The sequence below is a fragment of the Tautonia sp. JC769 genome, from assembly GCF_040717455.1.
Taxonomy (GTDB): domain Bacteria; phylum Planctomycetota; class Planctomycetia; order Isosphaerales; family Isosphaeraceae; genus Tautonia.
Genome location: NZ_JBFEFH010000018.1, coordinates 49,321 through 70,470, shown reverse-complemented (window position 1 = coordinate 70,470; position 21,150 = coordinate 49,321). Strand labels below are relative to the sequence as shown.

Annotated in this window: 16 protein-coding genes; 11 read left to right on the top strand and 5 right to left on the bottom strand. The window is 70.0% G+C overall.

The features are described from left to right. Window positions 1-161: 161 nt before the first annotated feature. Complete coding sequence (locus AB1L88_RS17580) at window positions 162-1,097, top strand: alpha/beta hydrolase (RefSeq protein ID WP_367097987.1); 936 nt, start codon at window positions 162-164, stop codon at window positions 1,095-1,097. A 501-nt stretch (window positions 1,098-1,598) separates the two neighbouring features. On the opposite strand, the gene AB1L88_RS17575 is transcribed toward AB1L88_RS17580, so the two are convergent. Beyond that, window positions 1,599-5,096: a Calx-beta domain-containing protein gene (locus AB1L88_RS17575; protein ID WP_367097986.1), complete on the bottom strand. Its 3,498-nt coding sequence runs from the start codon at window positions 5,094-5,096 to the stop codon at window positions 1,599-1,601. A gap of 1,029 nt (window positions 5,097-6,125) precedes the next feature. On the opposite strand from AB1L88_RS17575, the gene AB1L88_RS17570 reads away from it, so the two are divergent. Beyond that, the gene (locus AB1L88_RS17570; RefSeq protein ID WP_367097985.1) at window positions 6,126-9,353 is read left to right on the top strand and encodes a DUF1553 domain-containing protein; all 3,228 of its coding nucleotides are present in this window, start codon (window positions 6,126-6,128) and stop codon (window positions 9,351-9,353) included. A gap of 4 nt (window positions 9,354-9,357) precedes the next feature. Continuing rightward, complete coding sequence (locus AB1L88_RS17565) at window positions 9,358-10,824, top strand: DUF1501 domain-containing protein (RefSeq protein WP_367097984.1); 1,467 nt, start codon at window positions 9,358-9,360, stop codon at window positions 10,822-10,824. Between the two features lie 94 nt (window positions 10,825-10,918). On the opposite strand, the gene AB1L88_RS17560 is transcribed toward AB1L88_RS17565, so the two are convergent. After that, window positions 10,919-12,340 carry a hypothetical protein gene (locus AB1L88_RS17560; RefSeq protein ID WP_367097983.1) on the bottom strand — a complete coding sequence of 474 codons (1,422 nt, stop codon included), beginning with the start codon at window positions 12,338-12,340 and terminating at the stop codon, window positions 10,919-10,921. A 309-nt stretch (window positions 12,341-12,649) separates the two neighbouring features. Here AB1L88_RS17560 and AB1L88_RS17555 point away from each other — a divergent pair, with 309 nt between their 5' ends. After that, window positions 12,650-12,892 carry a hypothetical protein gene (locus tag AB1L88_RS17555; RefSeq protein WP_367097982.1) on the top strand — a complete coding sequence of 81 codons (243 nt, stop codon included), beginning with the start codon at window positions 12,650-12,652 and terminating at the stop codon, window positions 12,890-12,892. Window positions 12,893-13,163: 271 nt separating this feature from the next. Here the strand turns inward: AB1L88_RS17555 and AB1L88_RS17550 are convergent, their stop codons facing one another. The 3 genes from AB1L88_RS17550 to rpmF all read right to left on the bottom strand — a co-directional run bounded on the left by AB1L88_RS17550 (window position 13,164) and on the right by rpmF (window position 14,999). Next, on the bottom strand, window positions 13,164-13,919 hold the full coding sequence (locus tag AB1L88_RS17550) for a hypothetical protein (protein ID WP_367097981.1): 756 nt from the start codon (window positions 13,917-13,919) through the stop codon (window positions 13,164-13,166). Between the two features lie 512 nt (window positions 13,920-14,431). Continuing rightward, window positions 14,432-14,752: a 50S ribosomal protein L28 gene (gene rpmB / locus AB1L88_RS17545; RefSeq protein ID WP_152053323.1), complete on the bottom strand. Its 321-nt coding sequence runs from the start codon at window positions 14,750-14,752 to the stop codon at window positions 14,432-14,434. Between the two features lie 58 nt (window positions 14,753-14,810). Beyond that, window positions 14,811-14,999: a 50S ribosomal protein L32 gene (gene rpmF, locus AB1L88_RS17540; RefSeq protein WP_169977831.1), complete on the bottom strand. Its 189-nt coding sequence runs from the start codon at window positions 14,997-14,999 to the stop codon at window positions 14,811-14,813. 289 nt (window positions 15,000-15,288) lie between these two features. On the opposite strand from rpmF, the gene AB1L88_RS17535 reads away from it, so the two are divergent. The 7 genes from AB1L88_RS17535 to AB1L88_RS17505 all read left to right on the top strand — a co-directional run bounded on the left by AB1L88_RS17535 (window position 15,289) and on the right by AB1L88_RS17505 (window position 21,091). Beyond that, complete coding sequence (locus AB1L88_RS17535; protein ID WP_367097980.1) at window positions 15,289-15,708, top strand: TadE family protein; 420 nt, start codon at window positions 15,289-15,291, stop codon at window positions 15,706-15,708. A 31-nt stretch (window positions 15,709-15,739) separates the two neighbouring features. Next, entirely contained in the window at window positions 15,740-16,930 is a 1,191-nt protein-coding gene (locus tag AB1L88_RS17530; protein WP_367097979.1) for a pilus assembly protein TadG-related protein, read from the top strand. 79 nt (window positions 16,931-17,009) lie between these two features. After that, the gene (locus tag AB1L88_RS17525) at window positions 17,010-17,663 is read left to right on the top strand and encodes a hypothetical protein (RefSeq protein WP_367097978.1); all 654 of its coding nucleotides are present in this window, start codon (window positions 17,010-17,012) and stop codon (window positions 17,661-17,663) included. A gap of 265 nt (window positions 17,664-17,928) precedes the next feature. Continuing rightward, window positions 17,929-18,111, top strand: a complete 183-nt coding sequence (locus AB1L88_RS17520; RefSeq protein ID WP_367097977.1) for a Flp family type IVb pilin — start codon at window positions 17,929-17,931, stop codon at window positions 18,109-18,111. Between the two features lie 188 nt (window positions 18,112-18,299). Continuing rightward, window positions 18,300-18,845 (top strand): A24 family peptidase, encoded by a 546-nt coding sequence (locus AB1L88_RS17515; RefSeq protein WP_367097976.1) that lies wholly within the window; start codon window positions 18,300-18,302, stop codon window positions 18,843-18,845. Between the two features lie 34 nt (window positions 18,846-18,879). Beyond that, a complete protein-coding gene (gene cpaB / locus AB1L88_RS17510; protein ID WP_367097975.1) occupies window positions 18,880-19,854 on the top strand; it encodes a Flp pilus assembly protein CpaB in 975 nt (324 codons plus the stop codon). A gap of 61 nt (window positions 19,855-19,915) precedes the next feature. Further along, entirely contained in the window at window positions 19,916-21,091 is a 1,176-nt protein-coding gene (locus tag AB1L88_RS17505; RefSeq protein ID WP_367097974.1) for an AAA family ATPase, read from the top strand. The last annotated feature ends 59 nt before the right edge of the window (window positions 21,092-21,150 follow it).

The following is a 21,150-nucleotide window of genomic DNA, read 5'->3' as shown; positions in this document are numbered from 1 at the left end:
GATGCGTCCTGTCCCGGGCCCCCCCACCCCGGCCCTCTCCCCCGCGATCGGGGGGAGCGGGTGACAGAGTCCGCCCGACCCTCGCCCCGATTCCCTCGCCCGCTGCGTCTCGCCCCCTGCCTCCTGCCCCGGTCCGGCCCTGCTCCCCCTCGGAGGTCCTCATGCCGCTCGACCCCTACGCCCAGGCCCTGCTCGACCTGCAACAGATGACCGGCTTCCGCGGCTTCGACACCATGCCCGTGGCCGACGCCCGAGCCCTGATGGCCGCCCGCATGGCCGACGTCCCCCGCGAGCCGGTCGCCCGCGTCGAGGATCTCGCCACCGACGCCGGCCTCCCGCTCCGTCTCTACTGGCCCGTCGGCAGCGACGCCGCGGGCGAGGCCGGCTCGCCCCGCCCGGCCCTCGTCTTCTCCCACGGCGGCGGCTGGGTCGTGGGCGATTGCGACATGGTCGACGGCACCTGCCGGACCCTCGCCAACGCCTCCGGCTGCGTCGTCGCCTCGGTCGACTACCGCCTCGCCCCCGAGCACCGCTTCCCCACCGCCGCCGAAGACGCCTCGCACGCCTTCCAGTGGGTCCGCGCCCGGGCCGACCGGCTCGGCATCGACCCGGCCCGCATCGCCGTCGGCGGCGACAGCGCCGGCGGGAACCTGGCGATCGCCTCCTGCCTCATGGCCCGCGACCGCGGCCAGCCCGCCCCCGCCTTCCAAGTCCTGATCTACCCCGTCGCCGACTCCGCCTGCGACTCCCCCTCCTACGCCGAGTGCGCCACCGGCTTCGGCCTGACCCGCGACGCCATGCAATACTACTGGCGCCAGTACCTCGCCGACCCCGCCGACGGCGCCCACCCCTACGCCTCCCCCCTCCATGCCGACCTGGCCGGCCTGCCCCCCGCCTTCGTCCTCACCGTCGAGTACGACCCGCTCCGCGACGAGGGCGAGTCCCTCGCCCGCCGCCTGGCCGAGTCCGGCGTCCCCACCGCCCACCGCCGCTTCGACGGCCAGATCCACGGCTTCTTCCACCTCGGCCACATCATGCCCCAGGGCAAGGCCGCCGTCGCCGAGGCCGCCCAGGCCCTCCGCCAGGCCCTCGCCTGACCTCAAGAATCCAACCTCGCCTCGCCCCGGGGCCAGGCTACGGTTCCTCTCCCCACTCTCCTCTCCCCGATCTCCGCATCGCCTCACTCGCCGGCCGAACCCTTCCGTCCCCCTCTCCCCGCGGGCGGGGAGAGGGCCGGGGTGAGGGGTCCTCGCGTTCGCCACCCCGCCCGGCGCATCCTCGGCCACCCCTCAATCCGGCCCGCTCCCTTCTGATACCGAATTGCTCGGAAGAGTTACCCTTGTAGGGTCCGCTGTGCGGACCGAACTCCTAACGGGTTAAAGGGATCGGTCCGCACAGCGGACCCTACGAGAGAACACTGAACCAGGCGGATCGGTATGACTCATCGAAGTGAGCCGGAACACCCCTGACCGCCAGACCATGCACCGGACAATCCCTTCACAACCCGATGCGACTCATCCGCCAATCCTTGAATCCTTCGATCCAACGACGTCAGGCCGCCGCCCCCACGTCCCCACGTCCCCTGCCCGACTCCAACCCTACCGCAGCCGCCCCCCCCGGAACATCCAGCCCGGGCGCTGGAAGGGAGGCCAGGGCCGGGGCACCGGCGTCGGCCTCGGGCTCCGGAAGACGGTCGAGAACGTCCCTCCGGGCCGGCCGTCGCCGTCGCCGTCGAGCAGGACGCCCCGGTCGTCCGCCACGCCCACCCCCGCGCCGGGGACCCCCGTCACCTGATTGATCAGGATCTGCACCGGCGTCCCCGGCCGCACCGGACGGAGCGTCCGCAAGGTCACGGTCCGGGTCGCCGGGTCGTACACGGGCGGCCCGAGCGGCACCAGCAGGTCTTCCCGCGTGCCGATCCGCCGGTTATGCCCCGGCACCTGCACGCTGTAGCCGTAGTTCCGCAGGTCCTCGGCCCTCGGGCCGTTCATGTCGCGGTCGAAGCCGACCGTAATCGTCAAAAACCCGCGCCGATCCGACTGCGACACCACGCTCGCCACCCTCGGCACGTCCAGATTCGCGATCGTCAACACCGCCGACGACGGCACCCCCAGGCTGGCCCCCCCCATCGGGTCGTCCAGGAACAGGCCGAGCACCGGCGACCCGGCCGACCCCGGATTGAACAGAATCGGCACCGTGAACGTCTGCACGAGTTGCCCCGGCCCGAACGTCAACGTGCCCGACACCGGCACGTAATCGACCCCCGGCACCGCCGTCCCGGCCCTCGTGTCGTAGTCGATCGACACCGAGCCGCCCCCGGCGCTCCTCACCACGGTGATCGTCGCCAGCCCCGATTCCTCCGACACCACATAGCTCGGGCTCGCGAAGGCGATCGTCCCCGGCTGGTCGTTGTCGATGATCCGCAGGACCGCCGTCGCCGGGTCCCCCAGATTCGCCGCCCCGGCCGGATTCGTCAGCACCAGGCCGACCGTCTCCACCGCCTCGGCCAGGTCGTCGTCGAGGATCGGCACCGTGAAGGTCTGCAGATTCACGCCGATGTCGAACGTCAAGGTCCCCGACACCGGCGAGTAGTCCACCCCCGGCGTGGCCGACCCGCCCATCGTCGCGTACGAGACGGTCGCCTGCCCCCCGCTCCCCCCGGTCCGGGTCACGGCGATCACCGCCTGGCCGCTCGACTCGTCCACCTCGTACACCGCCATGGCGAACTGGACGCTGCCGAGCAGTTCGGCCACGCCGGGAGAGAACTCCGAGGTGTTCCCCGATGCGTCGGTCGCCGTCGCCGTCACGAACTCGCCCGGCAGGACCGCCCCCGGCACGTCGGCCGAGAAGACCGCCACGCCCGAAGCGTCGGTCATCACCACCGTCTCGCCCAGGTAGCGCTTCCCCTCGCCGCTGCCCGACGGGTCGAGCGTCTCGTTGGCGAAGAACTGGATCACGAACGCCGTGTCCGGCACGCTCGCCAGCGACCCCTCGATGTTCGCGAAATCGGTCGAGGTCCGCACGCGGTCGATCACCGGGGCCGGCCGCAGCAGGTTCGGCCCCGTCGCCAGGATGAGCGGCTCGACCAGGTTGATCCCCAGCCCTGCGTTGTCGAAGATGCTGTTCGTCCAGATCCGGTTCCGGATGCTCGGCCCCTCGACCCGCACCCCGTCGCGCCGGCTGAAGGCGATGACGTTCCCCGCCTCCACCGTCGTCCCGCCGATCAGGTTGTCCGAGGCCCCGTCCCGGATCCGGACCCCGTCCACCTCGTTGCTCAACGCGAGCGTCCCCGAGATGTCCGTGCCGATCAGGTTCCCCTGCACCGCCGTGTTCACGGTCCCCGGGCCGGCCAGGTCCACCCCCCAGTGGTTCGATGAGATCAGGTTCCGCGCCGCCGTCGTCGTCCCGCCGATCGTGTTGCCCGGCGCGTCCTCGATCAGGACCCCCTGCAGCGAGTTGTTCAGCTCCAGCTCGCCCGACGGGTCGGTCCCGATGAAGGTCCCCGCCAACAGGTTCCCCGTGGCCGTCGCCCCGACGATCGCCACGCCGACGTTGTTGCCCGAGACAATCTGCGAGCCCTCGCCGTCGCCGATCACACGAGTGTCCGGCGCCCCTTCAATCCGAACCCCTTCCTGAGCGTTCCCGAGGTCCCCCAGGCCCGACGCACTGCTGCCGATCCGGTTGTTCACGATCAGGGTGCCCCGCGTCGTCGCGCCGACGACCGACACCCCGCGCAGGTTCGCCGAGATCACGTTGCCGTGGCCGATCGTGTTCCCGGAGGCCGACAGCTCGACGCGAACCCCTTCCCCCGCATTCCCGAGCGCGGCGCCGCCGTCGGCGGTCGTGCCGATGAAGTTCCCCGCGACGACGTTCCCCGTCGCCGACGCCCCCGCGATCCGGACCCCCGCCCCGCCATTCGCCGAGATCGTGTTCCGGCGGCCGTCGGCGTCCTCGCCGACCCGGTTCGACGGTGCATTGTCGAGGAAAACGCCGTCTCCGCCGTTCCCCGGGTTCCCCGCGCCGAACCGATACCCCCCTCCGGGCGCCGCCCCGATGAAGTTCCCCTCGATCCGGTTCCGCGTCGCCCCCGGGCCCACCAGCCGGACCCCGTGGCTGCCGTTGGCCGAGATCACATTGCCCGACCCCGCCTCCGGCCCGCCGATCGCGTTGCTGGAGGCGAGCCGGTCGGCCGACGACTCGACCAGGATCCCTTCAAGCCCATTGCCCGCCTGGACATACAATCCGTTGCGCGTGGGGCCGATCACCCCGACCTGGTTGCCGAAGACCTGATTCCCCTCGGCCCCCGGCCGGATCCAGATCCCCCGCCCCCCGGCCAGCGTGATCGTGTTGTTCTCCTGCGCATTGAAGCCGCCGATCGTCGTGTTCGTCCCCGCGACGACGACCGCGTCTCCCGCGATGCCGGCCCCTCGGAACTCCACGTCGAGGGGCGCCGGCAAGGGTTCGCCCGTCTGCAGGTCGACCGGGAAGACGAAATACCCGCCGATGCTGTTGCCCTGGATCCGGTTGCCGACGTGCGACCGATCCGGCACCCGCACGCCGATGTCGAACCCGTCGATGACCAGGCCGCGCAGGTTGCTGTTGCTCGTGGCGACCTCGAAGCCGACCGCCTCGGGATACAGCCCCCGGTCGATCCCGCTGCCGTCCACGATCAAGCGGAGCGCCGCATTGTTCCCGTCGAGGGCCGCGACCGTGTTCGGCTCCGACTGGATCGCGGCCGGCTCGTCGACGTCCTCCGGGTAGAAATAGGCCAGCGGCACGTCGGCCTGAGAAAGCCCGTCGATCGTCACCGGATCGGTCAGGGCCGGCAGGGGCGACTGCAGCTCGATCGTCCAGGTCTGCGACTCCGGGTCGAACCCCGGCGCCGGCACGTTCCCCCCGGTCGGGATCGCGAACTCGATGAAGTCGGCCCCGGGCGTCGCGTTGGCCAGCTCGATCGCCTGCCGGAGCGAACCGCCCCCCGCGTCGTTCGTATTGAACACGAAAAAGGTCGCCAGCAAGCATCGCGGCTCGACCCGTTCCGCCCCGGGTCGGAACCGACGCCGACGCCCCCTCCCGACGACTGCGTGCCCAATCATGCCCTTCCTCCGCCTCTCTGCCGATCCGGACCACGCCCGAACGAGCCAGGACACGCGACATCCGCCCATCCGCTTCCCATCGTCCCCTTCGGAAGTCAGTTTAACTCAGCGAACTGCCCCGGGCAGCTCCCCATCTCTCCCGCCTTACGCATTCACTCCGATTCTGCCGAAATTGCCCAATCCGACGGCTCTCCCCTCCCCCCGCCTCATCCCCCCCTTCAGGGACCGATCCCACCCATTCGCGTCCTCAGATCGGATGACTAAGGTTCCCCGATTTCCCGATGATGATGGATGGCGGGTCGTCCTCCCTACTCGCGACCCTGGCCCGGCCCCTCGCGCCGCCTCGGCCCGTCCGGAGCGTCCCCCGCCCCCACCGTTCCCCGTTCTTTGGCAACCCGACGTCTCCTCAGCCTCTGCTCCCCGCCCCCCGGCGCGAAACGAACCCATCGCCCCCCCTTCCCTCCCCGAAACGAACCGCTATCTCCGACGCAAGTCCTTTTCTCCAAACGAAATGAATTCTCCCCCCTCGGCGCACCGGACGGCGCACCGCCCCCGAGCGCGGCGACGACCGCCGGCCCCGGTCGACCCGCGTCAGGCCGGTTGCGGTGAGCCCTCGGGATCGGGCCGGACCGACCCGCCAGCACGCCCTGCCGTCCCCAAGACCGCCGTCACTCTCCCCCGATCGCCTGCGCGAAACGAACCCATCCGGCCCCGGCCGCTGCGACGAAACGAAGGACCCTCCGGGCCGCAAGTGACTGCCGTCACACGGGATGGATCTGCACCCCCGGGCGCACCGGGCCGCGCACCGGCGGGCGCACCCGCCCCGGTCAGGCCGACGATCGGCCGCCCCCTCCGGTGCGATCGCGGCCCGGCCCCGACCGGCAAGCCGGACAAAGAAGTCCTCGAAACCCTCGCGTCATCACTCTATGATAAGAGGAACGACCCTCCCCCCCGCCCTGGACGTGCGTCTCGCCCTCCGTCGTGTTCGGGACCGCCGATCGCCAATCGCCAGCCCCCGGTGATCATCGCATGAGCTTCCACCCGCTTCGACCCGGCCCCGTCGGCTCATTCCTCCTGGCCTGCCTCATCCTCCTGCCCCCCGGCATCGGGGCGATCCGAGCAGCGTCCGCCGACGACGCGCCCCAGGCGGATCCGGGCCGCGTCGATTTCGGCCGGCAGATCCGGCCGATCCTCTCCGACCGCTGCTTCCACTGCCACGGCCCCGACGAGGCCGACCGCAAGGGGGGGCTCCGGCTCGACACCCACGAGGGAGCCCTGGCCGAGACCCCCTCGGGGGCCTTCGCCGTCGTCCCCGGCGACCTCGACGCGAGCGAGTTGATCTGGCGGATCACCTCCGACGACGACCTCGACCGCATGCCCCCGCCCGACTCCGGCCGCACCCTCTCCGACGCCGAGATCGACCTGCTCCGCCGCTGGGTCGCCCAGGGGGCCGAATGGGAACAGCACTGGTCATTCAACCCGGTCGGCGAGGTCCCCGTCCCGGACGTCGGCGCCCCGACCTGGCCGACCAACCCGATCGACCGCTTCGTCCTCGCCCGCCTCGACGCCGAAGGGCTGCCGCCCGCCCCCGAGGCGGCTCGCGAACGCCTGATCCGCCGCCTCTCGCTCGACCTGACCGGACTGCCCCCCTCCGTCGCCGAGATCGACGCCTTCCTCGCCGACGACCGCCCCGACGCCTATGAGCGCCTCGTCGATCGCCTGCTCGACTCCCCCCGGTTCGGCGAGCACCTGGCCGTCGGCTGGCTCGACCTGGCCCGCTATGCCGACACCTACGGCTACCAGGCCGACGTCGAGCGGGCCGTCTGGCCCTGGCGCGACTGGGTCATCCGATCGTTCAACGCCAACATGCCCTTCGATCAATTCCTCACCTGGCAGCTGGCCGGCGACCTGATCCCCCCCGACGAACTCGACCCCGACGCCGGCGACGACCCGATCCTCGCCACCGCCTTCAACCGCCTCCACCGCATGACCAACGAGGGGGGCAGCATCGAGGAGGAATTCCGCGCCGAGTACGTCGCCGACCGCACCGACACCCTCGGCACCGCCGTCCTCGGCCTGACCATCGGCTGTGCCCGCTGCCACGACCACAAATATGATCCCATCAGCCAGCGCAACTATTACGAGCTCTCCAGCTTCTTCGACAACATCGACGAGTCCGGCCTCTACTCCCACTTCACCAACGCCACCCCCACCCCGACCCTGCTCCTCACCCGGGGGGACCAGGATCAACGGATCGAAGCCCTTGAATCCCAGATCCGGGACGCCGAGGCCGCCCTCGCCCTCCTGGCCGACCGGCGCCGCGAGGCGTTCGACGCCTGGCTCGACCGGCCCGACCGCGAGCCGATCGCGACCGTGACCGGCCTGATCGGCGACTTCCCGCTCGACGAGGTCGCCAGCGACAGCCAGACGACCCCGAACCTGGCCAACCCCGAGGCCCCCGCTCGCCTGGTCGACGCCCCCGAGCCGGTCGACGGCCGGGTCGGCGGCGGGCTCCTCCTCAGCGGCGAGAACAGCCTCGTCCTGCCGATGGGCAACTTCACCCGGGACGACCCCTTCACCGTCGCCCTCTGGGCCAGGACCCCCGACACCAAGGAGCGTGCCGTCCTCTTCCACCGCTCCCGGGCCTGGACCGACGCCGGCAGCCGCGGCTATCAGCTCTTGATTGAGGACGGCCGCCTCAGCGCCTCGCTCGTCCACTTCTGGCCCGGCAACGCCATCGGCATCCGGGCGATCGACCCCATGCCCCCCGAGACCTGGGTCCACCTGGCCGTGACCTACGACGGATCGAGCCGGGCCGATGGGATCACCCTCTACGTCGACGGCCGGCCCGCGGAGGTCGAGGTCGTCCGCGACCACCTGGTCAAGGACATCACCGGAGGCGGCGGCGACGAATTGACCTTCGGCCAGCGGTTCCGCGACCGCGGCTTCATCGGCGGATTGATCGACGAGGTCAAGGTCGCCGACCGGCTCCTCACCCCGCTCGAAGTCGCCCACCTGCACGACGGAACCTCACTTGCCGATGCGTTCGCCTCGCCCGAGGGCGAGCGCCGCGACCTCCTGTTCGCCTACTACCTGGAGAATCACGACCCCGAGTACCGGGCCGGCCTGGCCGGCCTCCGCGACCTGCGCCGGGAGCGATCGGCCCTCGTCGAGTCGATCCCCGAGCTGATGGTGATGCGGGAGATGCAGGAGCCTCGCCAGACCTTCCTGCTCGACCGAGGGGCCTACGACGCCCCGCGTGACCCGGTCGAGTCGAGGACCCCCGAGGCCCTCCTGCCCTTCCCGACCGACCAGCCCCGCAACCGCCTCGGCCTCGCCCGATGGCTGACCGACCCCGAGCACCCGCTCACGGCCCGGGTCGCCGTCAATCGCCACTGGAAGGACCTGTTCGGCCGCGGCCTGGTCGCCACCCCCGAGGATTTCGGCAGCCAGGGTGATCCTCCCACCCACCCCGAGCTGCTCGACTGGCTCGCCCGGTCGTTCATCGACTCCGGCTGGGATGTGAAGCGGTTGATCCGGACCATCGTCACCTCCTCCACCTACCGGCAAGATTCGACCGTCGATCCCGAGATCCGGGAGCGCGACCCCGAAAACCTCCTCCTCGCCCGGGGCCCCGTCCGTCGCCTCCGGGGCGAGACGATCCGCGATGCCGCCCTGGCCGCCGGCGGACTTTTGGTCGAGACGATCGGCGGCCGGCCGGTCAAGCCGTATCAGCCCGCCGGCATCTGGGAGGAGAACTCCGGCCAGGCCTACGTCCGCGACGAAGGGCCCGGCAGCCGCCGCCGTAGCCTCTACACCTTCTGGAAGCGGACCGCGCCGCCGCCGTCGATGATCACCCTCGACGCCTCGGCCCGGGAGGTCTGCACCGTCCTGCGGCCGACCACCATGACCCCGCTCCAGGCCCTCCTGCTCCTGAACGACCCGCAGTACGTCGAGGCCGCCCGCGCCCTCGCCGTCCGGGCGATGCTCGAAGGGGGCGAGACGCTCGACGCCCGGATCACCTTCGCCTTCCGATCCGCCATCGGTCGCGCCCCGACCCCCGACGAATCCGAGATCCTGGCCGAGCTGTATCAGGAACAGATCGACGAGTTCCAGGATGACCCTTCCCGCGCCGAGGCCTTCCTCGCCATCGGCGACCAACCGCCCGACCCGAGCCTCGACCCGGTCGAGCAGGCCGCCTTCGCCGTCCTCGTGCAGGTGATCCTCAACCACGACGAATGTCACATGAAACGGTGAGCCGATGCGACTCGAACCCACTCCCCCCGACCATCCCGGCCTGCAGCTCAACCGCCGCCACTTCTTCGCGAAGACGGGGCTCGGCATCGGCACCGCGGCGCTGGCCCATCTGCTCGGCGGCGAGGGGCGTTTCGCAACGGCCGCGACCGATGCGAACGCCTCCGGCCTGCCCGGCCTGCCCCACTTCGCGCCGAAGGCGAAGCGGATCATCTCCCTGTTCATGAGCGGCGGCCCGTCGCAACTGGAGACGTTCGACTACAAGCCGACCCTCAACGACCGCAACGGCGAGGACCTGCCCGAGTCCGTCCGGGGCGGCCAGCGCCTGACCGGCATGTCGGCCAACCAGGCGACCCTGCCCCTGGCCGGCTCGCTGTTCACGTTCGATCGCCACGGCGAATCCGGCGCCTGGGTCAGCGAGCTCTTGCCGCACACGGCGGGGATCGTCGATGAGCTGTGCATCGTCAAGTCGATGTATACCGAGGCGATCAACCACGACCCGGCGATCACCTTCCTCCAGACGGGCGCCCAGATCGCCGGGCGGCCGTCGATCGGCTCGTGGCTCAGCTACGGGCTCGGGTCGGACAATGAAGACCTGCCGGCCTTCTGCGTCCTGATCACCAAGGGCAAATCGGGCCAGCCGCTCTACTCCCGGCTCTGGGGGAACGGCTTCCTGCCGTCAGCCCATCAGGGGGTCCTGTTCCGGGCCGGGGCTGAGCCGGTCCTGTATCTTCAGAACCCCGACGGCGTGACCGACGCCGGCCGCCGCAAGATGCTCGACCGGCTCAGGGAGCTGCACCAGCTCGAGCATGAGGAGACGCTCGACCCGGTGCTCGACGCCCGGATCTCCCAGTACGAGATGGCCTACCGGATGCAGGCGTCGGTGCCCGAGGTGGCCGACGTCTCCGACGAGCCGGACTCGACGTTCGACCTGTATGGGGCCGACGCCCGCACCCCCGGCACCTTCGCGGCCAACTGCCTGCTCGCCCGCCGCCTGGCCGAGCGCGGCGTGCGTTGCATCCAGCTCTTCCACCAGGACTGGGACCACCACGGCGGCCTCCCCGGCGGCATGCGTCGCGAGTGCGGGCAGACCGACCAGGCCAGCGCCGCGCTGGTGATCGACCTGAAGCGCCGAGGCTTGCTCGACGACACCCTCGTCGTCTGGGGGGGCGAGTTCGGCCGGACCAATTACAGCCAGGGGAAACTGACCGCCACCGACTACGGCCGCGACCATCACCCCCGCTGCTTCTCGGTCTGGATGGCCGGCGGCGGCGTGAAGGCCGGCACCTCCTACGGCACCACCGACGAGTTCGGCTACAACATCGCCGAGGACCCGGTCCACGTGCACGACCTGCACGCGACGATCCTGCACCTCCTGGGGATCGATCACGAGCGGCTCACATTCAAATATCAAGGGCGCTACTTCCGCCTGACCGACGTGCACGGCCGGGTCCTGCAAGACCTGATCGCGTGATCGCCCGGAGGGGGGCCCCCGGCCCGATCGCCGACCTACGAAGGTCGGCGATCGGGCCGGGCAACCTGACTTCGTCGCGAGCAGATCGGCCGGGTCAGGGTGCCGGATACTGGGGGATCAGGGCGTTGAGGTTGCCGAGCGGGATCACCCGGGTGTAGGTGATGGTCGTGCCGAAGTCGAGGCCGGTGCCGAATCCGGCGGCGGCGCCCAGGGTCACGAGGTCTCGGGGGCCGATGGGGGTCCTTGAGGCGGTGATCTCTCCCGAGATGACCGAGCCGAGGTAGGTCCCTTCCTCGATCCGAAGGCCGTTGAGCTCGGTGATCGCCTGGGCGTTGCTCAGCTGGACGCGGAGGTCGCCGCCGACGGTGTCGGTCGAGAAGCCGGCCGGGGCGTCCTGCATCGGTCCCCGGGCCGAGAGGACCAGGCCGTAGTCGCCGTTGGCGGCGATGACGAATCCCGAATCGATCCGGCCGGGGAAATTGAGGCCGAACAGTTGCAGGCCGGTCTGGCTGGCCGCGACGTTCACCAGGTCGCGGACGGCCCCCGAGGTGATCTGGATGGTGTTCCCCAGCCGGGCGCCTCCGAGCATGTTCGCGGGGGTCGCGGGGGGGACGATCGGCGTGAAGGCCCCCGAGGTGGAGAGCTGCTGGACGTCGAAGAGGAACGCTTCCAGCTCGTCGGTGATGCGCTGCGATTGCGCGGGGGAGGTGGCGAAGGCGTCCCGCTCGACGGCCACGCGGAGCAGCCGGAGGTAGTTGGCCTGCGTCCCGGGGGGGACCAGCCGGGGGTCGCCGAGCGACCGGGCCAGGCGGAGGCCGCGGACGACCGGCGGGGTGTTCAGGCCCCGGAAGGGCCGGCCGGTGCGGAGGGCCTCGGTCATGAGGGGGCCGGTCTGGCGATAGACCGAGGAGAGGGCGCCGGTGCCGATCGTCTCGGCAGGGAGCGGGGTCGCCTCGCCGGGGATCTGATCGATGGGCACGGCGACCTGATACAGGCCGTCGCCGAGGGATTGCAGGTTGCCGATCGGGACCGTGACGGTGAAGGCGGCTCGCCCGGCGGACGGGGGGATCTGGATGGTGGCCTCGGTGGTCCCCAGGAACAGGAGGTTCGACTCCGGCACGAAGAACTGGATCGGCTCTTGCTCCTCGGGCGGGGCTTCGGGGGCGGCCGAGAAGCCGACCAGCGTCTGCGCCGCGGGAGAGTTGAGCAGGGCATAGGTATCGACCGAGCCGAGCATGGCGTTGACGAGCGGCTGGGCGAGCACGGCCTGATAGAGCATGGAGCGGCCGGCCACGCCCCGGGCCGCGGCCTGGGCCCGGATCGGTTCCATGGCCTCGGGGCCGAGCAGTTGCACCAGGTACTGGTTGACCGCCGGTGAGGCGTCGACGCGGACAGGGGCCTGCTGGATGCGGGGCCGGATCGCCCCGGGAGCGATGAACGGCCCGAGCTTCCCGCCGACGGGCGTCACTCCCGAGAGAAGCAAGCGGCCGTCGAGCGCCTCGAAGCTCGGCTGCATCCTGCGGCGAGGACCGCGCGCTGGCCGAGGACCTTGCGCCCTTCGCATCGTTATCGCCTCCGTGCCCGATCGAGAGGATTGCGGAAACCCGTGTCCTGGGGGTGGTTATCGGACGGGCATCGCGTCTGCCTTGACCCTCCCGACGCTTAAAACTGCCGCAATCGGCCCCCGAGGCGAAGATTCGGGGGGGACCGTCGAATCTCTTTGTGAGAACAATTCCCCAACGCCCACCGTAGAATGACAGACAGAACGGCACGGCCGTTCACCATCAGGTCTCATCACCGTGGCGGACAAGTCAGGGAGGTCACGATGGTCAAGAAGCTCAACGACACGGCACTCTGGCAGCGAAACCTGGCCTCCTTGATCCGATCGGGGCTGTTCGATCGGGCCGAGGTGGTCGAGTCTCGGGGCCTGCATGTGGTCGTCGGGATCTACAGAGACGGCTCGCAATCGGCCCCGCTGGCCAAGTATGCCGACCGGAAACGAGCGGACGACGCCGTGGAGCTGGTCGATCGGCTCAACGCCCATGCCGTCCCGGCAGAGGCGAACTAGAGGAATCCCGATCCGGGGACGGAGACCCCTCCTACAGTCAAGAGTTCCGGATCGGAGACGGAGACCCTCCTGCTCGAATCCGAGGAGGGGGGTCTCCGTCCCCCGACGCCGCTTGCCGACGGGAATTCCTCGAAGGGGAGCGGCCGGCCGCCGGTCGGCCCGGAGTGGCGGGAGTGATCGCGGGGGCGGGGGACCGGGCGGAGGCCCGCGTCGTCCGTCCCCGTTTTCGCTTGGGGGAGGGGATTGGGTGCGATCCGGGGAGGGGATCGCGTCACTCGGCAGGACGCCGGCCGGGGGACGGGGGGGGAGGGCGCAGCCTGCCGATGACCTCTCGGCAGAAGGCGAGCAGGTTGGTCTCGATCAGTTCGCGCTCGATGGTGGCGAAGGGCGGATTGTGGGGCAGCGTGGCGATGACGGCGTCGAGGAGCATTCGGGAGAAGTGCTCGTTGGCCCGGCGCAGGAGTCGCTGGGTCTGGGAGGGGGTGACGGGGCGATCGAGCGCCCGGGCGAGCCGATCGGCCAGCTCGGGGGCGGAGAGGCCCGGCCGCTCGTAGCGTTGACGGAGGGCGAGGAAGAAGGGCTGACCGGATTCCTCCTGGAGATCCTTGAGCCGTTGCCAGGTGCGTTCCAGGAGCTCGGATCTCCAGATCGCGTCGAAGCGGGCCGACTCGATCGGGCCGTCAAGCTCGGGGATCGGGATCGGGCACTGGCCCGACTGCTGGAGGTCGACGAGCCATCGGATCAGGGCGGTCCGCAAGACGATCCGGGGGCGGCGGTCGTGGGGGTCGGGGTGGTTCCGGGCGTCGTTCGAGAGGCTGGGCACGAACCGGCGATAGAGCGCATCGGCCTCGTCTCGATCGACGATGAGCTGGACCAGGTAGCGATGGACGGCGGGCAGCTCGAAGGCCGAGGCGTCGTCATCGGTGCTGGGCTCGGGCGTCGGGGAGGAGCGGCCCTCGAAGCGGGTCTCCTCGCGGGGCGGGGGCTGCCGGCCCGATCGAGAGCTCCTGAACAACTCCTCGTCCATGGTTGAAGCGCCTCGCTCGCTCGTCCGATTCGGCGGGAGAGAAGCCTTCCGAGTGCGGCCGGATTGCGAGACCGCCGGCGATCGGAAGGCGACGGTCGCGCCCCGCGTCCCGAATCGCTCGGAGACCGGGCGTCGGGCAGGGCGTTGGACCGTTGTTTGATTGAACCCGAATCGGGGAGCGCGGTGAAGAGGGAACCGCCGATCGCGAGCGCCGGAATGAACGGACGATTCCGAGGCCGGGACGTCGGGCCGGAGACCCCTCGGGGGGTCGGAGGGATGACAGCGGGGGATCGGGGGCGAGGGGCCGGGGAGGGCTGAATCGTGGCGGGTGATCGGGCGGGGGAGCAGAGGCCCCGGGGCGGCGACCAGGACGGGGTTCGGCCGGCGGGCGGGCGGTGGGATGGGGAGCCGCTCGCCGGGGAGGTCGGGCCGGGGGTGCGGCCCAGACTCCCCGAAGGAGGGCGATCGGATCGCGGGTGCGATCGGGTCGCGGTGGGTGGGGTGCTCGGAACTCAGAGGGGGAAGAGGTTGCCGAGCTTTTCCCGGGCCTGACGGCTCCCCTTGGAGGCCTTGATCAGGGGGAAGGTCTGCATCTTTCCATCGACTTCGAGCGTGAGCTTGCCCTCGCGGATGACCGAGGTGGCCACGCGGACGCGGCGGGTGGTGCCGTTGGGCAGCCAGACCTTGATCGTCTGCAGGTTGGGCTTGAACTTCCGTCGGCTGATGCCGGTGATCTTGGTCCCGACACCGCCGAGGTACTTGGCTTTGCCGCGTGTGGTGACGTGGTTGCCGAATGAGGTCTTCTTGCCGCTAACTTCGCACTGCCGTCCCATCGGACTGACTCCTGATCATGGCCAGCACAGCAACAGAGGCGCTCTGAGCTGGCCCGGCTTACTCCTCGTCACCGATCTTCAACACCTGACGACCGCGATAGGTCCCGCAATCGGGGCAAACCGTATGGCGAGGCTTCAGGGTGCCGCACTGCTCGCAGTTGATCAGGATGACGTTGAACTGGAGGGCGTCGTGGCTTCGACGCATCCCCTTCTTGGACTTCGATGTACGCCGCTTCGGTACGGCCACGGCACACGCTCCGGCGGTCTGCCTGGGTCAAAGTGTGGTTCGGGAAAAGGGTGAATTGTATCGAACGACCGGCCGCGGTGGCAAGCCGAACTGCGATGATGCCGGGAGGAAACAGTCGGCGGGCCCGATTTGCAGGGCGACGCGGAAGGGTGAACTAGGCTTCTCCAGGGAGGACCGCAGTCCTGGAGATCCCTCCGGGGGTGCGGCCGCAGTCGCGCGTGCCGTCCGAGCATGGGGAGGCAAGGCAATGTGTCGCAATGCCGGGCGGGTCAGGAAGGAGGTCTCCGAGATGCGCGTCTCGCGTCGGCGCGGTCGTGGGCGATCCGGGGCGGCCGCGGTGGAGATGGCGATCATCTTGCCGCTGTTCCTCGCGTTGATCCTGGGCACGATCGAGGCGTCTCGCCTGGGGATGGTGTCGCAGCTCTTGCACGTCGCGGCGCGCGAAGGCTGCCGGACGGCGGTGCTGCCCGGCCAGACCGAGGCGGCCGTGCAGGCCCGGATCAACGCGGCGCTGGCCGGCACGGGCATCGCCCCCTCGGTGCAGATCAGCAGCCCGAGCGGGTCGTGGCTGAACGCGGAGGCGCCGGCGGCGATCAGCGTCCGGCTGAGCGTGCCGTTCAAGGACGTGAGCTGGCTGGGCAATCCCTTCGCGTTCGAGGACACGACGGTCGTGGCCTCGGCGACGATGTGCAGCGAGAAGAACCCGTGACGCGACGGCCCCGTCGCAGGAGGAGCCGATCATGAGAGGACGAGCCCGTGCGGTCGGCAGGCGGCGCGGCGCGACCCTGGTGCTCTCGGCCGTGATGATGACCGCGATCCTCGGCTTCGTGGCGCTGGCCGTCGACACGACGGTGCTGGCCGTGGCCCGGCACCAGCTGGGGATCGCGGCCGATGCCGGCGCGCTGGCCGGGGCCTCGGCCCTGGCCGACGAACGGCGGATCAACCCGAACGTCTCGCTGGAGACGATCTTCACCTCGGCCCACGGCCGGGCGCAGCAGTACGTCGCGCAGAATCGGGTGCTCGGCCAGCCGCCGGTGATCGTGAATAACGCGTTCAACGCGCCGAACGGGGACGTGGTGCTGGGGTACATCGCCGATCCGCTGGACCCGGCCAGCCCATTCCTGAGCGACACGGCGTGGGCGGCGAACTTCAACTCGGTCCAGGTGCGCGCGGCCCGATCGGAGGAGCGGGGGGGCATCGTCCCGGCCTTCTTCGCGAGGGCGATCGGGATCGACGGTGCGGCCGTCCGCGTCCGAGGGACGGCGACGGCGATGAACTACAGCATCGCCGGGTTCAGCTCGGAGTCGGACCAGAATGCCGACCTGTTGCCGATCGTGCTGGACAAGACCGCCTACGATCGGATGATCAGCCCCAGCTCGAGCAACGGCGACACGTATCGATATGACACGAACACGGGGCAGGTCACCACCGGGGCGGACGGGATTCGGGAGTCGGTCCTGTACCCGGTCAAGTCGGGATCCCCCGGCAACTGGGGGACGGTCAACATCGGGACCTCGAACAACAGCACGAGCACCCTGGGGGCCCAGATCCGGTACGGGGTCACCCCGCAGCAACTGTCGAGGTATCCGGGCGGCAAGCTGACCCTCAACCAGACCGACAACCAGGGAAGAGACTACGTCATGCTCGGTGGCGACCCGGGCATCAGCGCCGGGATCAAGGACGACCTGGAGGCGATCATCGGCAAGCCGCGGACGATTCCCATCTACTCGGAGAATTCCGGGAACGGGAACAACGCGCAGTACAAGGTGATCGACTTCGCGTCGGTCCGCGTGCTGGCGGTCAATTTCAAGGGGAACCCGAAGTACGTGATCGTCCAGCCGGCGCTCACGCGCGATCCGACCGCGATCCCGGGCGAGGTCCAGCCCGGCTGGACCTCGGGCGGTCTCATCCGGCTGAACCTGTCGCGCTAGCCGGACCGCGGCGCGGCGACGGCCGTCGTTGCGGGTCACGTTCGTTCTGAATTCCGAGTCAACACAGGGAGCAAGACGCATGAATCGACCACGGATTGCCCAGGCGGTCGGGCCGCTGCTGGCCGTCGCGTGGATCGCCTCGGCCGGGGCGTGGACCGCCTCGGCGCAGGGCACGCCACCGCCCTTCGATCGGGTCGAGGAGGACTGGGAGCTGGTCATCATCGCCCCGGACCCGATCGCCGAAGGGCCCCAGATCACCACGTCGATGAGCCCCAGTGCCACGCAGATGGGCCAGTTCATCGCGCTGAACCTGAACTATCGGAGCCAGCCGTCCTTCCGGTCGGGGGGGCTGGAAGTGATCGCGTACAACGCCGACTCCGTGCTGGCCACGTCGACGCAACACACCTCGCAGCTGTCCCACCCCGACGAGCGGATCGCCTGGACGCAGTCGTTGGGCCTCTCCGGGGGGACGATGTCGTACCAGATCATCGAGGGGCAATCGACCAGTTGGGGCCGCTTCGGCCAGGGGTCTGGGGCGAACCTGGGGGTGACGGTGCCGACGTCGCTGACGTCGATGTCGGGCTATCGGCCGGAGACCTCGGTGGAGTTCTCCGGGGTGGGCTGGCAGGCCACCCGGGTCGAGTCGATGAGGCTGCTCCGGGTGCGTTACTACCAGGGGAACACCCTCGTCGCCATCGACGAGACGGCGCGAAGTGTGAACCTGGAGAAATGACGGGAACTGAGCCGCGGGCCGCGTCGATTCCCGGCAACATTTTCGAGGCGGCCGGGCCACCCGCCCCGGAAATCTGACCTAGGGTTCTGTCAGCCCCGCGGGGGAAACGTCGCGGGCCATGATCAGACGCAGACGCCAGCATCAGTCGATTCGGAAGGTGTCGCGGCCCGATCGCCGATCAGGAGCGACGCAGGATTCGGACGAACGGAACCGGGGCCGGTCTCGGGCACGATCGAGCGAGGGCCCCCAGAGTCAGGAAACACCCATGAGCACGTTCATCAAACGAGTTCGCGGTTTCATCAAGAGTGAAGACGGCCCGACGGCGGTCGAGTACGCCGTGATGGTCGCCCTGATCGCCGTGGCGATCATCGTCAGCGTCCGGGCCCTGGGCACGAGCCTCAACACCACGTTCGGCAACGTCGACACGGCGATCCAGGGCGTGAACTGATGCCGAGGCGGTCGGACCGCCTCGCAGGAAGCAGACCGGGGGGCCTCCGGCGATGCGGCTCGAAAAGCCGGTTGCCGAGAGGCCCTTCGCTCATTCATGTCCTAGGCTTCTTGCACACGAAGGACGCCTGAGAGACGGTTCGGGGGGCCGGGCCATCGGGGCGACCGCACGAGGGAGGATCACGAGCGATGCCTTATACCTTGCCGATGGGGGCCGCCTGGCTAGTCTCGGCCCTGCTGGTGGAGGCGGCGATCATCGACGGCCGCCAGCTCCGGGTGCCGAACTGGCTGACGTTCCACCTGGCCGCCGGCGGGCTGGCCTACTGGGCCTGGACCGCAGGATGGGGGGGCCTGGGATGGTCGGCGGCCGGGATGGTCGTCGGCTTCGTCCCCTTGATGATCGTCTGCGCCATCGGCGGCATGGGGGCGGGCGACGTGAAGATGTTCGCGGGCTTCGGCGCCTGGGTCGGTCCCTTGATGGCGGCCGAGGCGCTGGCCGTCTCGGCGATCGTGGGGGGCGTCATCGCCCTGGGGATGATCGCCTGGAGCGGGGAGTGGCGGCGGCACTGGTCGATGGGCAAGCACATCGCCCGCGAGATCGCCGCCGTGAAGCATCCCGACGCGCTGGCCGAGCGGGCCGCCGCGCGCAAGCCGACGATGAGGCTCCTGCCCTACGGCATCCCCCTGGCGATCGGGTCGATCGGCTACATGGCATACCACGGTCTTTTGATGTGAGCGAGTCGCCCCGAGGGGGCAGTGGAGCACCCTGATGAACAGCAAGGCACCCATGCTGCTCGGACTCGCCGCGCTCTGCGGGCTGGGGGCCATGTGGGGGGTCCGGTCGGTCCTGAGTCGCGAGCCCTCCGGCGAGATCCCGAAGACCCTGGTCCTGGTCGCGAGCCGGGAGATCCGGGTCGAGGAGACGCTGACGCCCGAGATGATCGAGTCGAAGGAAATCCCGACCGAGATGGTCCCCAGCGGCGCGCTCACCGACGTGAAGCAGGCCCTCGACCGCTGGGCGACGATCCGGATGCTGCCGGGGGACGTGATCCTCGACGGCAAGCTCGCCGTGAAGGGGACGCCGACGGGGATGATCGCGCGGATCACACCGGGCAAGCGGGCCTTCGCCGTGCGGGTGGACGAGCAGACCGGCGTCTCGGGCTTCATCCTGCCCGATTACCGGGTCGATGTGCTGCAGCCGAACGCCGAGACGCCCGGCCGGGCCAGGGTGGTCCTGGAGAACATCCGCGTGCTGGCCTCGGGCACCGTCTTCGAGAGCCCCGAAGACCGGTCGATCGAGGCCCGGACCGTGACCCTGGAGGTCGCCCCCGAAGAGGTGCAAATCCTGGCGAGCGCGATGGAAAACGGCCCGATCACGCTGTCGCTCCGGGGGCTGAACGACGTCGAAATCACCCAGGTCCCGACCCCGGAACCGGCACCCGAGACGGAACCCGAGCCGGAGCCGGAGCCGATTCCGGTGCCGGTGCCGGAACCGACGCCCCCGGCGCCGCGGCCGCCCATCATCGCCGACGAGGCGCCCCCCGCCGAAATCGAGGCGCCGCGGCGGCTGACGATCTTCGCGGGACGCCGAGCCCCTCACACGCGGCTGGTCGGCCCGAAGCCGGAGCCGACGCCGGACATCATCCCGCAGGCGGGAGAGACCGTGGAAGTCCGCGCCCCCTTCCGCCTCGATGGCCAGTTCCCTGCGATGGACGCAGCAGCCATTCCTTCCCCCCCCGGGTGACGCTGTCCTCCAGATCGGGACACAGCGAGACCCGCCCGACGCCGAGACACCGGTCGAGCTCATGGACACTGCGCGACGACTGCTCCTGGTCGACCCGAACCCCGCCTCGCAAGCGGCGGTGAAGGCCGCGTTGACGAATCTGGGGACCGTCCAGGTTGTGGACACGTGCTCGGATTACAACGCGACCCTGCGCCAGATCGAGGCGTCGTCTTGCGAGCTGGTGGTGATCGTCCTGGACGCCGACCCGGAGCGGGCCCTGGCCGCGATTCGAGACGTGAAGGATCGGGCCGCCCGCGTCGCGGTCCTGCCGGCGAGCCGGTCGCGCGACGGCGAGACGATCCTCCGGACGCTCCGGGCCGGGGCCTCCGAGTTCTTGCCGCTGCCGATCGATGCCGAGGAGGCCCGCACGGCGGTCGCCCGCCTGCTGCCCGAGGCGTCGCTCCCCCCCGATGGCCGGGGCACGATGCTGACGGTGATCGGGTCGGCCGGCGGGGTCGGGTGCACCACGCTGGCGGTCAACCTGGCCGTCGCCCTGACCAAGGCCCCCGGGGCGAGCGTGGCGCTGGTGGACCTCGACCTGCTGCTCGGCTGCGTGGACACGCTGCTCGACGTCATGCCCGAGCTGACGATCTCCGACGTGGTCTCGGACATCGACCGGTATGACAAGGCGTTGTTGCATCGGGCACTGACGCGACACGAGTCGGGCGTTTACGTGTTGCCGGCCCCGGCGGCGATGGAGGACGCGGTCAAGGTGGATCTCGAGGGATTGCGGCGCCTGATCGACCTGCTGCTCGGCGCGTTCCGATACGTGGTGGTCGATGCGAGCAAGGGGTTCCAGGAGACCGACTTCGTGGCCCTCGAGCGTTCCGACACGGTGCTGCTGGTGACGCAGCTCGACGTCTGCGGGCTGCGGAACGGGGCCCGCTTGATGCAAATCTTCCGGGAGATCGACGGCCTGGCCGATCGCGTGCGGGTGGTGGTCAATCGGGTGGGGTCGGACATCACGACGATCGGCCTGAAGAAGGCCGAGGAGACGCTCGGCGCGCCGATCGGCTGGCAGATCCCGAACGTGTCGGAGATCGTCGGGGCGGCCCGGACCAAGGGAGTCCCGCTGGAATCCGAGGCCCCGAAGCACCGCGTCACGCGGTCGATCACGGAGATTGCCCGCAGCTTCGCCCCGATCGGCGGCGAGAAGCAGAAGCCGTTCATGGGCAAGATCGCGGCCATGTTTACCTGATTCGATGACGATTTTTGGTCCCCCAGCTCCCGAGTGATCCGGCCGAGTCGGGGACCCTC

What these genes read in the sequence shown, in the direction of transcription:
- AB1L88_RS17580 (WP_367097987.1), top strand. Translation starts at nt 162, where the DNA reads ATGCCGCTCGACCCCTACGCCCAGGCCCTGCTCGACCTGCAACAGATG.
- AB1L88_RS17575 (WP_367097986.1), bottom strand. Translation starts at nt 5,096, where the DNA reads ATGATTGGGCACGCAGTCGTCGGGAGGGGGCGTCGGCGTCGGTTCCGA.
- AB1L88_RS17570 (WP_367097985.1), top strand. Translation starts at nt 6,126, where the DNA reads ATGAGCTTCCACCCGCTTCGACCCGGCCCCGTCGGCTCATTCCTCCTG.
- AB1L88_RS17565 (WP_367097984.1), top strand. Translation starts at nt 9,358, where the DNA reads ATGCGACTCGAACCCACTCCCCCCGACCATCCCGGCCTGCAGCTCAAC.
- AB1L88_RS17560 (WP_367097983.1), bottom strand. Translation starts at nt 12,340, where the DNA reads ATGCAGCCGAGCTTCGAGGCGCTCGACGGCCGCTTGCTTCTCTCGGGA.
- AB1L88_RS17555 (WP_367097982.1), top strand. Translation starts at nt 12,650, where the DNA reads ATGGTCAAGAAGCTCAACGACACGGCACTCTGGCAGCGAAACCTGGCC.
- AB1L88_RS17550 (WP_367097981.1), bottom strand. Translation starts at nt 13,919, where the DNA reads ATGGACGAGGAGTTGTTCAGGAGCTCTCGATCGGGCCGGCAGCCCCCG.
- rpmB (WP_152053323.1), bottom strand. Translation starts at nt 14,752, where the DNA reads ATGGGACGGCAGTGCGAAGTTAGCGGCAAGAAGACCTCATTCGGCAAC.
- AB1L88_RS17535 (WP_367097980.1), top strand. Translation starts at nt 15,289, where the DNA reads ATGCGCGTCTCGCGTCGGCGCGGTCGTGGGCGATCCGGGGCGGCCGCG.
- AB1L88_RS17530 (WP_367097979.1), top strand. Translation starts at nt 15,740, where the DNA reads ATGAGAGGACGAGCCCGTGCGGTCGGCAGGCGGCGCGGCGCGACCCTG.
- AB1L88_RS17525 (WP_367097978.1), top strand. Translation starts at nt 17,010, where the DNA reads ATGAATCGACCACGGATTGCCCAGGCGGTCGGGCCGCTGCTGGCCGTC.
- AB1L88_RS17520 (WP_367097977.1), top strand. Translation starts at nt 17,929, where the DNA reads ATGAGCACGTTCATCAAACGAGTTCGCGGTTTCATCAAGAGTGAAGAC.
- AB1L88_RS17515 (WP_367097976.1), top strand. Translation starts at nt 18,300, where the DNA reads ATGCCTTATACCTTGCCGATGGGGGCCGCCTGGCTAGTCTCGGCCCTG.
- cpaB (WP_367097975.1), top strand. Translation starts at nt 18,880, where the DNA reads ATGAACAGCAAGGCACCCATGCTGCTCGGACTCGCCGCGCTCTGCGGG.
- AB1L88_RS17505 (WP_367097974.1), top strand. Translation starts at nt 19,916, where the DNA reads ATGGACACTGCGCGACGACTGCTCCTGGTCGACCCGAACCCCGCCTCG.